This window comes from Streptomyces sp. NPDC007164, assembly GCF_040634135.1.
GTDB lineage: Bacteria > Actinomycetota > Actinomycetes > Streptomycetales > Streptomycetaceae > Streptomyces > Streptomyces sanglieri.
In genome coordinates this window covers 19,425-32,555 of sequence record NZ_JBEYFB010000018.1, presented here as the reverse complement: position 1 = coordinate 32,555, position 13,131 = coordinate 19,425, and the positions used below count along the sequence as shown (strand labels likewise).

At 69.4% G+C, this 13,131-nt stretch carries 15 protein-coding genes; 5 read left to right on the top strand and 10 right to left on the bottom strand.

The window, feature by feature from the left end:
• The first annotated feature begins 23 nt into the window (after nucleotides 1–23).
• Nucleotides 24–707 carry a hypothetical protein gene (locus ABZ622_RS22510; RefSeq protein ID WP_360545778.1) on the top strand — a complete coding sequence of 228 codons (684 nt, stop codon included), beginning with the start codon at nucleotides 24–26 and terminating at the stop codon, nucleotides 705–707.
• A gap of 126 nt (nucleotides 708–833) precedes the next feature.
• Nucleotides 834–1,169 (top strand): hypothetical protein, encoded by a 336-nt coding sequence (locus tag ABZ622_RS22505; protein ID WP_360545776.1) that lies wholly within the window; start codon nucleotides 834–836, stop codon nucleotides 1,167–1,169.
• A 61-nt stretch (nucleotides 1,170–1,230) separates the two neighbouring features.
• Here ABZ622_RS22505 and ABZ622_RS22500 read toward each other — a convergent pair whose 3' ends face one another.
• The 4 genes from ABZ622_RS22500 to ABZ622_RS22485 form a co-directional block, all read right to left on the bottom strand.
• Nucleotides 1,231–1,686, bottom strand: coding sequence for a VOC family protein (locus ABZ622_RS22500; protein ID WP_360545993.1), 456 nt, complete (start codon nucleotides 1,684–1,686; stop codon nucleotides 1,231–1,233).
• 94 nt (nucleotides 1,687–1,780) lie between these two features.
• The gene (locus tag ABZ622_RS22495) at nucleotides 1,781–2,350 is read right to left on the bottom strand and encodes a transcriptional regulator (RefSeq protein WP_360545774.1); all 570 of its coding nucleotides are present in this window, start codon (nucleotides 2,348–2,350) and stop codon (nucleotides 1,781–1,783) included.
• Nucleotides 2,351–3,982: a helix-turn-helix domain-containing protein gene (locus ABZ622_RS22490; protein ID WP_360545772.1), complete on the bottom strand. Its 1,632-nt coding sequence runs from the start codon at nucleotides 3,980–3,982 to the stop codon at nucleotides 2,351–2,353.
• Nucleotides 3,983–4,041: 59 nt separating this feature from the next.
• Nucleotides 4,042–4,374: a hypothetical protein gene (locus ABZ622_RS22485; RefSeq protein ID WP_360545770.1), complete on the bottom strand. Its 333-nt coding sequence runs from the start codon at nucleotides 4,372–4,374 to the stop codon at nucleotides 4,042–4,044.
• A 140-nt stretch (nucleotides 4,375–4,514) separates the two neighbouring features.
• Between ABZ622_RS22485 and ABZ622_RS22480 the strand changes: the two genes are divergently transcribed.
• A complete protein-coding gene (locus ABZ622_RS22480) occupies nucleotides 4,515–4,727 on the top strand; it encodes a DUF5988 family protein (RefSeq protein ID WP_266920778.1) in 213 nt (70 codons plus the stop codon).
• Between the two features lie 12 nt (nucleotides 4,728–4,739).
• Here ABZ622_RS22480 and ABZ622_RS22475 read toward each other — a convergent pair whose 3' ends face one another.
• From ABZ622_RS22475 to ABZ622_RS22455, 5 genes are all read right to left on the bottom strand, one after another.
• The gene (locus ABZ622_RS22475; protein WP_360545768.1) at nucleotides 4,740–5,327 is read right to left on the bottom strand and encodes a TetR family transcriptional regulator; all 588 of its coding nucleotides are present in this window, start codon (nucleotides 5,325–5,327) and stop codon (nucleotides 4,740–4,742) included.
• A 605-nt stretch (nucleotides 5,328–5,932) separates the two neighbouring features.
• Nucleotides 5,933–6,931, bottom strand: coding sequence for an AraC family transcriptional regulator (locus ABZ622_RS22470; RefSeq protein WP_360545766.1), 999 nt, complete (start codon nucleotides 6,929–6,931; stop codon nucleotides 5,933–5,935).
• Nucleotides 6,932–7,060: 129 nt separating this feature from the next.
• On the bottom strand, nucleotides 7,061–7,924 hold the full coding sequence (locus ABZ622_RS22465; protein ID WP_360545764.1) for an NmrA family NAD(P)-binding protein: 864 nt from the start codon (nucleotides 7,922–7,924) through the stop codon (nucleotides 7,061–7,063).
• 102 nt (nucleotides 7,925–8,026) lie between these two features.
• Nucleotides 8,027–8,935, bottom strand: coding sequence for a 3-hydroxyacyl-CoA dehydrogenase NAD-binding domain-containing protein (locus tag ABZ622_RS22460; protein WP_360545762.1), 909 nt, complete (start codon nucleotides 8,933–8,935; stop codon nucleotides 8,027–8,029).
• A gap of 144 nt (nucleotides 8,936–9,079) precedes the next feature.
• Nucleotides 9,080–9,718, bottom strand: a complete 639-nt coding sequence (locus tag ABZ622_RS22455) for a sigma-70 family RNA polymerase sigma factor (protein ID WP_360545760.1) — start codon at nucleotides 9,716–9,718, stop codon at nucleotides 9,080–9,082.
• Between the two features lie 77 nt (nucleotides 9,719–9,795).
• On the opposite strand from ABZ622_RS22455, the gene ABZ622_RS22450 reads away from it, so the two are divergent.
• Nucleotides 9,796–10,692 carry an alpha/beta hydrolase gene (locus ABZ622_RS22450; protein WP_360545758.1) on the top strand — a complete coding sequence of 299 codons (897 nt, stop codon included), beginning with the start codon at nucleotides 9,796–9,798 and terminating at the stop codon, nucleotides 10,690–10,692.
• Between the two features lie 45 nt (nucleotides 10,693–10,737).
• On the opposite strand, the gene pip is transcribed toward ABZ622_RS22450, so the two are convergent.
• Entirely contained in the window at nucleotides 10,738–11,697 is a 960-nt protein-coding gene (pip, locus tag ABZ622_RS22445; RefSeq protein WP_360545756.1) for a prolyl aminopeptidase, read from the bottom strand.
• A gap of 173 nt (nucleotides 11,698–11,870) precedes the next feature.
• Here pip and ABZ622_RS22440 point away from each other — a divergent pair, with 173 nt between their 5' ends.
• Entirely contained in the window at nucleotides 11,871–13,046 is a 1,176-nt protein-coding gene (locus ABZ622_RS22440) for a serine hydrolase domain-containing protein (protein ID WP_360545754.1), read from the top strand.
• Nucleotides 13,047–13,131: the final 85 nt, after the last annotated feature.

Here is a 13,131-nt window from a genome sequence, read left to right as displayed (position 1 = left end):
GACGACCACTTGGAGCACGTCGGATGAGCAGCAACGTACTGACCATGTACGGCGGGCCGAGACGAGTCGACGGCCAGGGGCAGGCGAAGGTGGCGGGCATGGTCAGCTTCTCCGACGGGTCGGGACCGGCGCCGTCGGCCGTGTACGTGGAGCGCGAACTGCCACCGGGAGGCACGTCCGCGTACCTTGCGGCCCGGGGCGGAGGGGCCCGTTCCTTCGCCCTGTGGGCCGACGATCAACGCCAGGAGCGGGTGGCCACCGTGGTGACCCTGTCGGCCGGCAGCGGCGTTGCGAGGTTTCAGGTTCTCGGCGCGCACGGCGAGGTCATCGGCACGCTCGTACGCGAGAAGGCGCTCCGCGGCAGGGGGCTGCGCACCCGTTGGACCGTGCAGCAGACCGGCGGCTCCGAAGCGGTGGGCTTCAAAGGCAGGATCGTATGGTGGTGGATGTGGTGGCTCTTGCTGCCCCTGATGACGGTGGTCCTCGTGATCAGCGTCTTCGACAGCGTCCCTGGTAACGAGGGCGGCTTCGCACGCGCACCCCGGCGCATCCGGTGGCGCGCGAACGGGGAAATGCCGCTGGAGTTCAGGTCCAAGGGCGACAAACTGCATGTACACGCACCTGGCGTGGACTGGCGGCTCGGGGCCGCACTGATCGCCCTCCTGCGCAGCTTCAACGCCGGCGCGTGGGACTCGGTGAAGCAGTGACCCGGGGGACGACACTCCGGCGCGGTGCCTGCTGTGGCGGCGGAAGTTGGTGCTCCGGGGCCGCGCACCGTAGAACTGGGCCTCATGTCTGATCAGCGGCCGGCCCAACACCCGGTGCCAAGGCCCTTGCCCGGTCCGCCCGGTCCGCCCGGCGCGTACGGCGCGTACGGCCCGCCACGGTTCCAAGAGGTCAGTGCCGGGTACCGGCGTTGGGCCGGCATCCTGCTCTGGCTCGCGATCGCCGTAGCGGGTCTCATGGTGCTCGCTGTCCTGGCCGGCATCGTCCTGCTGGTGAAGGCGGACGCAGACGTGGACGCCGCCGCCTACGGCTATCTCGCCATCTTCCTCTGGTTCGGGATTGCCGCCGCGATCCCGGTGCTGCTGGCGCTCGGTATCCCCGCAATCGTCATGAAGCGGCGTGTACGGCAGCAGGAGCGGCTGGGGCGCGATGCCATGTACTGAGACGACGGTGTTGGTCGCAGCCGTGAACGAGTGGCTGTGACCAGCACCGTCGCAACGGCCCTCAGACGACGTCGAATTCGTTGCCTTCGGGGTCCTGCATGGCGGCGGCGTAGAGCCCCATGTCCGGCTCATCCTTGATCCGCAGCACGGTGGCACCGGCTTTGACCAGCCGCTCCACCGTAGCCTTGACCCGCTGTGTGCGGACGTCCAGCGAGACGTCACGGCCCCCGCCGACCTTCAGGTCGAAGTGCCACCGGTTCTTGGCGATCTTGGGCTCCGGAACCTGCTGGAACCACACCCTCGGTCCATGTCCCGCAGGATCGATGATCGACTCCGGAACATCCCCGGCACCGGCCGGCAATTCCGCCTCGGGCACCCCCATCGCCGCCCAGTAAGCACGCCACGTGGCGTGCCCGCCCGGCGGAGGCTCGGGCACGTAGCCCAGGGCCTCGGCCCAGAAAGTCACCATTCTCTGCGGATCGGAGCAGTCGATCGTCAGCTGCACTGTCATTTCCATGCCCGGAGCATCCCAGGCAGGTCTGACAGGCGAGCGATCCACTTCCGTAACAGGCCCGGGCTGTGGCGCGGTTGTTGAGACCCCACAAGGTCGGCTACGCGGCGAAGCCGATGTTGGTGACGTACTCGTACTGTCCCCACTGCGACCCCAGGTCGACGATGGTGTCCTCCCAGGCGTCGTCCAGGCCCTGATGGTCGCCGGACGCCCATGCCTCTACGATGCGGTCCCAGCGGCGGACGTTCATCGTGCGGTACTCCACCATCCGCTGGAGCGGTCGCGGCACCTGCGACTGGTTGAGCGGGTGGATCTCCACCCGTGTACCGCCATTGGCGTTCAGGCGCCGGAGAAGGTGCCGGGCGACGTTCTGGCGGCGCACCTGGCGGTAGGCGGCCTCGATGCGTTCCAGATTGGCCTTCGTCGGGCTGCGCCTCTCCTCCAGCCATGCCTTCAGCGTGCGGTCGGTGACCGTCAGTCCGGCGTCCCTGGCCGCTCGGCGGCTGTGTTCCGTCTTGGTGAGGTAGTGCAGCCGCGCCATCAGACCACGCTTCACGGTCACCGGAGTGACGATGCCGCCCGACAGCTCGTCGAGCTTGTGCGCGACGGCATCGCTGCCCTTGATGCCCCGGGCGCCGAACTTCCCGAAGTCGATGGTCCTCTCGGGCACCTACTCCTCCTCCCCCGACATGTCCCCGGTGTTTTCTGTGTCTTCGGTGCCCTCGACGTCATCGACGAGATCGACGACATCGACGCCCGCGGTGTAGACGTCCTTCATCTTGACCTCGGTCACACCGCGGCCCTCGGGAAAGACACGGTGCCAGTCGCCGATGACGTGGAGCTCGTCGGTGCCCATCGCACGTACGACGGTGAGTCCCTCGTCGTGGGCCTTGAGGGCCTTCATCCAGAGGTTGGAGAACGCCTGGCTGCGGATGATGTGCATCCAGTCCGGGCGGTAGAGCTCCCGGTTGTAGTTCGACTCCCCCATCGTGGAGACGAACTTCGAGTACATCGCCTTCACGTACTCCAGCGTCACCTCGTCGTCGGCGGCGATCGCGGTGTCCCTGGCCTCCTTGAGGGCGACGCGGAACTTCTCCAGCAGGTTCTCCGTAGCACCGGACGTGTACGACTCGTGGATCTCCGGGGGCTCGCACAGGGCGTGCTTCGGGCCGGAGAGGCGCAGCAGGAGGCGCAGGGTCGGTTCGGTGACCCACAGCGGGCCGGGCTCGTCCCGGTTGCCGATCGGGTTGGGCAGCACTGCTTCGTGTTCCCACGCGGGCGGGGTGATGAGGTGGACGCCGGCGCGGCGGCGGTCGTGGGCGAATCCGGCGCTGTGTTCCAGCTGGCCGAGCGGGAGGTGGGTCTTCAGGGCGGAGAGGTAGGCGCCGTTGATGTCGAGCGCGGTCACCTCGTGGCGGCCGGGCGGCAGTTCATGACGGGTCCACTTCGGGCGCGCCTCCCAGATCCGGTCCGCGCCCTTGGAGGTCTGCTTGCGGAGGATGTCCGGGATCCACGGGTGCGCGACGATGTCGTACCGCGCGCCCTTACGGGTCTCGTCGAGCAGCCGCATCGCGTCCGGGATCGCCCGCTTCAGCAGCGCCGCGAGGGTCGCCTCGACATCGCCCCGGTACTCGGCGAGCGCCGCCTGAACGGTCTGCCCGATCAGGTCTCCGGGCCCGGACTGCTCCTGGAACGCGCGCTTGGCCGGGCTCCGGGGGCGCTGGGAGGGGTACGGAGTGGTTTCAGGGACCGGACCGGCGGGCTGCGTGCTGGTGGGTCGCGTGCTGGTGGGCTGTGCACCGGCAGGTTGCTCACCGGCAGGCTGCTCACCGGCTGGTTGCGTGCTGGTGGCGGTCGCGGGGCGGCAGTCGGACGGGTCCAGGTGCTGGGCGAAGCCCGCCACCCGGTGCGTGGCCGGTGCTCCGCACAGCACGCACGCCTCGGGAGCGACGAGGGACTCCACCTCGTCCCCGGCCTCGCTCTCGCCCTCACTCCCGTTGTCGCTCTCGTCCCCGGCTTCGTCCTCGTCCTCCGCGGGCGGCGCTTCCGTTGCCGGCTCGTTGGGGAACTTGGCAGCCAGCCCGTTCAGCAAATACGCGTACTTGGCGCGGATCTCGTCCGACGGGTCGCGGCCGCCCTCCCACGCGCCGACCGTGCTGGGGCTCACGCCGAGCGCCCGGGCCACCTGGGCCTTGGAGAACCTGGCCTGCTCCCGCAGCTCGCGACGGACGTCCGGCGGCGGGAGTTCGGCCTGCGGGCCGACCTCCGCGAGCAGCGCGTCGATGGCGTCGAAGTCACTCACCGGAGCGCTCCCTTCGCGGCGACTGAAGTGTCATGGGGCCCGTCGGTTTCATGGGCCCGTCAGATGTAGGTGACGGGGTTGCGGGACAGATGCGGACTACCGGTCGGGCGGCCGACGCGGGGGTCGTCACGCAGCAGGTCGCCCTCAAGAGCGTAACGGTCACCGTGCTTGGAGATGCCGATGATCCTCGCGACCGCGAGGACCGTGCCCTCGGTGTTGATGATCTGCACCTCGTCCTGCGACAGGGCCCGGTCGGCGTTGAACTTCCAGATGCCGCGTCCGGCTTCCCACGCCTCGTCCTCGCTCATGCCCCGGCGCCACCCGAGGGTGGTCCGCATCAGACGGTCGTCCGGGTCCGCCGCGCGCTCGGCACCGATCTGGATCTGCAGCACCCGCGCACCTCCCGGAGGGACAACTATTCAACTTGTTACGAAGTTATCATGCGCGCCGTCGGAGTGGGGCGCGGTGGGCGACGGTGAGCCCTTCGGCGCGTCACGGAGGAGCCGGGCCACCACCCGGAGAAACTCTCGCCATGACCGACGCACCGAAAGCAGTCCTCGAAGGCGGCCCCGACGATCTCCCCGACCGGATCGTCCCTCTCACCGCACCCGGGCCCGGGCCCGATATCAAGGTCCCGTTCCGTGGCGGGTACGAACACTTCAGGGCCACGGCACGCCACCGCGAAACGGCCGAGGGGCAGTTGCCCGTCTACGAATGGTGGGAGCGCACGGAGGTCCCCGGGTAGGGCCGCCTCCGCTCAGGCGTCCCCCGCCGCGTCGCGGGGCAGGAGGCGTCGGCACAGCTCGTCGATCAGTTCGCCGGCAGAACCCGCGAGGACGTCGGGCACGGTGAGGTCGTCCACGATCATGCCGTGCACGGCGAGGTACAGCAGGATGACATCGACCCGGTCGCCGGGCAGCCCCGCATCGAGATGGAAGCGGATGTTCTCCTCCAGCGCCACGCGGAAGATCCTGTTGAGCTCGGCGCCCAGTTCGGGGCGGCGGACGCCCTCCAGGCGCAGCTCCATCATGGCGAGGTAGCTGCTGCGGTCGGCATCCATGCGCCGGTAGACGTCGCGCAGAAATTGCGCGACCAGCTCGGGGGACGACGGGGCGGCCAGGGCCTCGGCGACCTCCGCCGGGTCCGGCGTCAGGCGCTCGCGGGTGCGCTCCATGATCTGCCGCAGCAGTTCGGCGCGATTGGCGAAGTAGTTGGAGCAGGTGCCGACGGGCACCTGCGCCTTGGCGTCCACGGCCCGCAGGGTCAGCCCGCGCGAGCCCTCGGCGGCCAGCACTTCGATGGCCGCGTCGAGCAACGCGGCACGGCGGGCCGGGTTCTGACGCATGAGATCCTCCAAAAACATTGACACCACTTCAAGTGAAGTACTACGTTCAAAGCACTCCAAACGGAGGGTACATCGCAGTCACACACAGGAGTCAACTTGCGAGTTCGTTTCACCACCCGGCACGGCGCCGGCACCTTCACCGAGTTCAACCTCGGCGGCCGCGGCCCGCAGCCGCTGAAGCCCCGTTCGGTCCCCCGTCCCCGACCGCTTCCGAAGCCCGGCACCCGGCGGTGACCGGGGCGGGAGCCCAACACAGCGCAACCAGGCCGCGGATGGCCGGTGTCGGTCGGCACAACACGACCACCGGACGATCAGTCCGGAACACCGGCCGCTCCGCGGCCGTGCAGTTTCAGGCGGTGCGCCGGGCAGCCCAGAGCGGCGGTCCACAACAGGGTGCGCATGATGTCGGCCGTCTCCCAGACCCCCTTGATGGGATGCTCAGGCGAACGTGATCACCAACGCCACCACGTAGAGCGCGGCTGCGCCCCCGCCCCGCCCACAGGGCGACCGTACGGCGCCCCTGCGGTACTCGATCGCGGCAACGGCCGCCGTCACAGTCGGCGCACCAAGAATCGTGCGGGATGTGACGGGATCGGATCGGGCCGTCAGCCGCCGCTGCCCAGCACCACGGTCCGGGACGGCGTCGCCGTGGGCAGGACGACCTGCGAAGCACCGCTCCTGCGGTACTCCTGCGGGCTGACCCCCCGCACCCTCTTGAAGGCCGAGCTCAGCGCGAACGCGCTGCTGTAACCCACCTGACGCGCCGCCGTGGCCACCGTGACGTCCGATTCCCGCAGCAGGTCGGCGGCCATAGCCAGCCGCAAGGAGGCCAGGTACGTCATCGGCGGCTCCCCCACGACCTCGGCGAAGCGGCGGGCAAGACCCGCCCGGGAGACGCCGACCTTGCGGGCCAGTGAATCCACCGTCCACGCATGGGCCGGATCACCGTGGAGAAGCCGCAGCGCGGGTCCCACCCTGGGGTCGGACCTGGCGTGGTACCAGGCCGGCGCACCGGCGTCCGGCTCGGCGAGCCAGGCGCGCAGCACACTGACGAAGAGCAGGTCGAGGAGCCGGTCGAGGACCAGTTCCTGCCCCGGCTCGTCGCGGCCGATCTCCTCGGCCAGCAGATCCACGAGCGGGGTGTCACCGAGGGCGGCGGGCCGCACCAGGAGAGTGGGCAGGGCTCCCAGCAGCCGACGCCCGATCTCGCCGGGCCCCTGGTACGTACCGCTGAGCATCACGGACGAGCCCTGCCCGAGCGGGTCGCCCCAGGTCCGCACCCCCAGCGCCATCGTGTCGGTGACGTCCTCGCCGACGGTGGTGTTGCAGCGCTGGTCGGGACCGACGGTGATCTGGACGGGGGTGTCCTGCGCGTCGGCGATCGTGTACGGGTCGGGGCCCCGCAGCACGGCGATGTCGCCGGGACCGATGAGGGCCGGCACCCCGCCGTCCGGCATCACCCAGGCGCTGCCCTGGACCATGGTGGCCAGGGAGATCGGAGCGCGGTCCTCTACACGGAGCGACCAGGGCGGGTCGAAGACGGACTTGAGCAGGAAGGCGCCGCGCGCCTTCGGCCCGTCCAGGAGTCCGGTGAGCACGTCCATGTGGTGATCCCCCATTCGGCTTGCGAGTACGGCACCGGGCCGGATCCGTACCGACGGCCTGTACCGACGGCCTGTACCGACGATCCGTACCGGCGCTCTCAGATGTTTCCAGTGTGCTGCCGGGCGTCGTCAGACGTTCCAGACACCGGTGGCGGCGGCATCCTTCACGAACGCGGAGAAGTCGCGCGGCTTGCGGCCGAGTACCTCCTCCACCCCGTTGACGACCCCGGCGTTGCGCCCGTCGACGATCAGGACGAACAGGTCGGCGAACTCGACGGGCAGCCCGTTCTCCCGCAGGAACGCCCGGTAGTCGTCGAGGCCGACCGGGGTGTACGTGATCTCCCGGCCGGTGATCCGCGACAACTCGGCGGCCACGTCGCGGAAGCTCAGCGACCGGGGCCCGGACAGCTCGTACGTCCTGCCGATGTGCCTGTCGTCGGTGAGGGCGGCGGCGACGACATCGGCGATGTCCTCGACGTCCACGAACGGCTCCACGGCCTCCGCGGTCGGCAGCGTCAGCTCACCGGCGAGTACGGGCTCCAGGAAGAAGCTCTCGCTGAAGTTCTGGTTGAACCAACTGGCCCGTACGACGGTCCAGTCGGCGCCCGACTCCTTGAGCTTGTTCTCGCTGTTGACCGCGCCGTCCTCACCCCGTCCGGAGAGCAGCACCAGCCGGCGCGCGCCTTTCTTCACGGCAAGCTCGGAGAAGGCTCCGACGGCTTCGGCCGCCCCCGGGAACCCGAGGTCGGGGTAGTAGGTGACGTATACGGATCCGACGCCGTCGAGCGCTGCCTCCCAGGTGTCGGGGTCCTCCCACACGAAGGGCGGTTCGCCGTTGCGGGATCCCACACGCACCGGCAGCCCCTGTGCGGTGAGCCGCTCCGCCACCCGGCTCCCGGTCTTGCCGGTGCCGCCGATCACCAGGATCGTCTTCGGGGCGGCCTGCTCGGTGTTCTGCTGAGTGCTCTGCTGAATGTTCTGTTCGTTCGTCATGCGGATCAGTCAACTCCGACGCGGCGAGACGAACCATAGCCATAGCGCTCAACAACATACGCGTGCGTCTACGAACGGCAGCCGGCGGCGTTTCAGCAGCGGTCAGATGTTGTCGGCCTGGTCGTCGTGGCCGGCCTGGTCGTCGTGGTTGTCGTAGTCGTCGTAGAAGCCCTGGCCGGTCTTGACCCCGAGGTGCCCGGCGTCCACGTACTTCTTCAGCAGTTCGCGCGGTCCGGCGGGCAGGTCGGGGCGCTCGACGGCGTAGTGGTTCTCGATGTCCAGGACGACATCGAGGCCGACACGGTCCATCATGCGGAACGGCCCCGCGGGCGTGCCCATGTTGATCTGCCACATCTTGTCGACGTCCTGCGGAGTGGAGACCCCCTCGGCGACCACCGCCAGGGACTCTCGCTTGATGGCGGCCCAGATGCGGTTGAAGATGAAGCCCGTCGACTCCTTGTGCGCCTCGAAGGGGTACACGCCGTAGCGCGGCAGTTCGCGCTCCAGCAGGTCGATGATCGCCCGGTCGGTGTGGCCGTCGGACATGATGTCGATCGCGTTCTGCTTGGGCGGCATGTAGAAGTGCATGTTCAGCACCCGCTCGGGGTGCTTGACCTCGTCGATGAACTGGCTGGTCGGGTACGAGGAGGAGTTGCTGGCCAGGATGGCGTCGGGGTCGGCGAGACGGTCCAGCTCGCCGTAGATGCTCTTCTTCAGATCGAGGCGCTCGGGGACGGCCTCGACCACGAGCCAGGCTCCGGCGAGCGCCTCCGCCAGGTCGTCCGTGACACTGGCCCGCCCCGGGCAGCCGCCCTCGATCCCGGCGGCGACCTCGGCCACGTTCGCCGCCACATAGGCGCGTGCCGCCTCGCCCGCTTCCTTCGACTTGTCGTAGATGCGGACCTCACCACCGCGGGTGGCGAACATCAGGGCGATCCTGCGGCCCAGCGTGCCGGATCCGATGACGGCGACCGGACGATTCTCGACGTCGGTGGGAACGGTGGAGGCCATGTTCTTCCTGCTCTCGGGCAGACAGCATGCGTCCCCGGTGGGCGGCCGCCGGGCTGCTCGACAGTCTCGGCCGCTCCCCCGGCGGCAGCAACCGGGGCCGTCCCGGCAGATGAACGGTGTACGTGGAGGGCCGCGCCCGAAGGATCAGGCGTCGCCCCTGAGCCGGTCGCGCTGGATCCGGTGTGCGAGGGTGCGGCGCACGGAGGCCGACGCGCCGGCGGCGCCAGGGGTCGTGGTGGCAGGGGCGGTGGCGGTGGGCTTCGAGGGGGTGTCGAGGCCGCGGCTGATCCTGTCGTACGCGTCCCGGTGGCCGACGGGCAGCGTCGCCCGGTGCAGTCGCAGGTCCTCCTCGACGAGGCGTCGCAGCTCGTCGACGTTCTCGGGGGTGAAGCGCTTCTTCCCGCGCGCGACGGCATTGACGTAGCGGGTGCAGCGGGCAGTGTCGGAGAGGGTCTCCGAGATCTCCTCGGCGAGGGCCCACAGCCGTCCTTCGAGCCATGGGGTGTCGTACTGGTCGAGGGAGAGCTCCATCGGGGGCGCCGGGTCGTCGTCCGGCCGGTACTTCGCCATCTGCTTGGACACGGCGGGCTGGCTCATGGCCGCGAGCCGGGCGATCCTGTCCTGCGTCCAGCCGAAGCCGATGAACAGCTTGATCATCTCGGCGCGCAGCTTCCGCATCTCCTCGCCCGCGCGGATGACCTCGTTCATGTCGGCGAGCATCCGCCCGGCCTGTTGCTCGGTCAGCGTCCCGGGGATCCGGTGCGTGCTCTCTTCGCCTGCCATGAGTCGGTTATACACCTCACGGATCCAGCTTCATAACCAGGTTGTACAACCTGGTTATGAATGGCATGGTCCCTGCCATGCCCACCTTCTTCGCACCCGACGGAACCCGGCTCGCCTACCGCGTACACGGAATCGGCGACGACAACGACAACAGCAACTGCAACAGCCGTGACAACGGCAACGGCCGTGACGACGGCAACGACGACGCCCCGGTCGTCTGCATCCCTGGAGGCCCTGCCGACTCGCGCTACCTCGGCGATCTCGGCGGCCTGTCGGCGCACCGCCGGCTCGTCGTCCTGGACCTCCGCGGCACCGGACGGTCCGCGGTTCCCGACGACATCTCCTCCTACCGCTGCGACCGCCTCATCGCGGACGTCGAGGCCCTGCGCACCCACCTCGGACTCCCCCGGATCGACCTGCTCGCCCACTCCGCCGGAGCGAACCTCGCGATGCGGTACGCGGCGCGCCACCCGAAGCGCATCGGCAGGCTCGCCCTGATCGCCCCGGGCATCCGGGCCCTCGGAATCACGATCAGCGGGGAGGCCCGGCGTGAACTCGCGCGGCTTCGCGGGGCGGAACCGTGGTTCCCGGCGGCGTTCGCCGCGCTGGAGGCGATCACCGGGGGAACCGGCAGCGACTGGGAGGCCGTCGGCCCCTTCTTCTACGGGCGGTGGGACGCCGCGGCCCAGCAGCACCTGACGGCGAGCCGACCGGAGAACGAAGAGGCCGTCGCCCGTTTCGCGGCCGAGGGCGCCTTCGCGCCGGATGCCACCCGCGCGGCGCTCGCCGGCTTCGGGGCTCCCGTCCTACTGCTCGCCGGGGAGTTCGACGTGAACAGCCCGCCCCGGTCGGTGGCCGAGGCGGCCGGGTCGTTCCCCGATGCCGCACTCGTCGTACAGCCAGAAGCAGGTCACTACCCCTGGCTCGACGACGCGGACCGGTTCGTGGCAACGGTCGCAGCGTTCCTGGAGTGATGCCCGGGTACGCACGCACTCGCGCACCCGGGCGTTCCCGCCGCTCTACCGTTGCGCGAACCGATCGAACGCCGCGTACAGGGCCGCGCTCATGGCGGCGCTTCCCTTGTGGCCGGAGTCCTCGATGACCACGAGTTCCGAGCCGGGCCAGGCGTGGGCGAGTTCCCAGGCCGTGTCGAGCGGCCCGCTGATGTCGAGGCGGCCGTGGATCAGGACACCGGGGATACCCGCCAGACGCCCCGCGTCGCGGATCAGCTGCCCCTCCTCCAGCCAGGCCCCGCGGGAGAAGTAGTGCGAGCAGATCCGTACCAGCGCCAGCATGGCCCGGGGCGGCCTGCCGCCGTACGGGTTGGGCGTGCCGTTCGGCTCCGCGGAGACGACGGCGTCCTCCCAGGCACACCAGTCGGTCGCGGCCCTGGCCCGTACCTCCGGGTCGGGATCGTCCATGAGACGTGCGTACGCCCCGAGGAGGTCGCCGCCGCGGTCGGCCTCGGGGACACCGTCCCGGAAGCGCTCCCACGCTTCCGGGAAGAACCGGCCCGCGCCCCGGTAGAGCCAGTCGATCTCACTGCGGCGGGTGCTGGTGACAGCGGCGAGGACGATCTCGGACACCCGCTCCGGGTACCGCTCGGCGTACGCGAGGCTGAGCGTGGAACCCCAGGAGCCGCCGAACAGCAACCACCGGTCGACACCGAGGTGTTCGCGCAGCTGCTCCATGTCTGCGATCAGGTGCTCGGTGGTATTGAGCGTCATGTCGGTGGTGTGGTCGGCGGCGTGGGGTGTGCTCCGGCCGCAGCCCCGCTGGTCGAACAGGATGATCCGGTAGCGCTCCGGATCGAAGGACTTGCGCGGGCCCGCCGAGCAGCCCGAACCGGGACCTCCGTGGACGACCAGAGCAGGCTTTCCGTCGGGGTTTCCGCAGGTCTCCCAGTAGATGAGGTTGCCGTCGCCGGTGTCGAGCATCCCGTGCTCATAGGGGTCGATCGGCGGGTACGGGGCCGTCATGTCCGGCTCTCCTTCGTCGAGTTCGCTCTTTCTGCTGTTCAGAGGGCGTGATCAGATGTGGAAGCTCAGTGATGGTGCCGGACGCCTGGTGCGCTTGTCCATCCGGCTGGCACCCGTTCACAAGGGGCGTGTGCCGGATGGCTGGTGGCCCCTCTCGTTCCTAGCCTCAGGTCATGATCTTTCGTCGTGTGTGGTTACCAGCTGCGGTGCTTGCGCTGGCCGTGTCGTCTCTGCCCTCCGTTGCGGCTTCGGCCGCGCCGCACCCCTCCGGCACGGGTTGGTCCGTGCAGCGTGACGCCGACGCGCTGCGCGATGCCGAGGTCACCGGCGTCGCGGTTCGCCTGGAGACCCCGCGCGGGACCGTCACGGCCCGCTCCGGGGTGGGTGACCTGGTCACTCATCGCCCGGTTCCGGCCGACGGCTACCTGCGTCTGGGCAGTACCACCAAGACGTTCGTCGCCACCGTCGTGCTGCAACTGGTGGGCGAAAAGCGCATCTCCCTCGACCAGACAGTGGAGCAGCTGCTGCCCGGGGTCGTGTCCGGAACCGGAAACGACGGCCGGACCATCACCATCCGCGACCTGCTGCAGCACACCAGCGGCCTGTCCGACTACATCTACGACGTCTTCCCCGACCCCAGTGCCCAGACCTACTTCGCCAACCGGTGGAGTGCCCACCAGCCCGAAGAGCTGGTCGCCCTGGCCATGCGCCATGAGCCCGACTTCCCGGCCGGCACCCGCTGGGCGTACTCCAACACGAACTACGTACTAGCCGGAATGATCATCGAGAAGGTCACCGGCCGCACCTGGGAACAGCAGGTCCACGACCGCATCCTGCGCCCCCTCGGCCTGCGGCACACCGACACCCCGGGCACAAAGCCTTTCCTCCCGCATCCGCATACGGCCAACTACCAGCAGTTCACCGCGTACGGCCCGATGGTCGACACCACGATCCCCTACCGGCCCTTCGACAGCGGGGCCGACGGCTCGATGACCGGCACAGCCCGCGACCTCAACCGCTTCTTCACCGCCCTGGCCAACGGACGGCTGCTGAAGCCCGCCGAGTTGGATGCCATGCGGACCACAGTCCCGGTACCGCAGGACAGTGGCCACCCGGCAGGCGCCCGGGACGGCCTGGGACTGTTCTTCACCCCCTTGTCCTGCGGCGACGGATACCTCGGGCACGGGGGAAGCGGCTTCGGATATGTCATCCGGACAGCGACAACCACAGACGGACGGCGCGCTGTCACCGTCTCCGCGCACAGCCGCTCCGCGGACCCGCAGACCGCGGCCCGTCAGGAAGAAGCACTGCGCAACCTCATCGACCACGCTCTCTGCCGCACCACATGACCACGGTGCACTCGGCACCCGCCGACTTCGTCCGGGCGGTCATGGACGTGGACCACTCCTGACCGCACCACCCAAGCGTCACTGG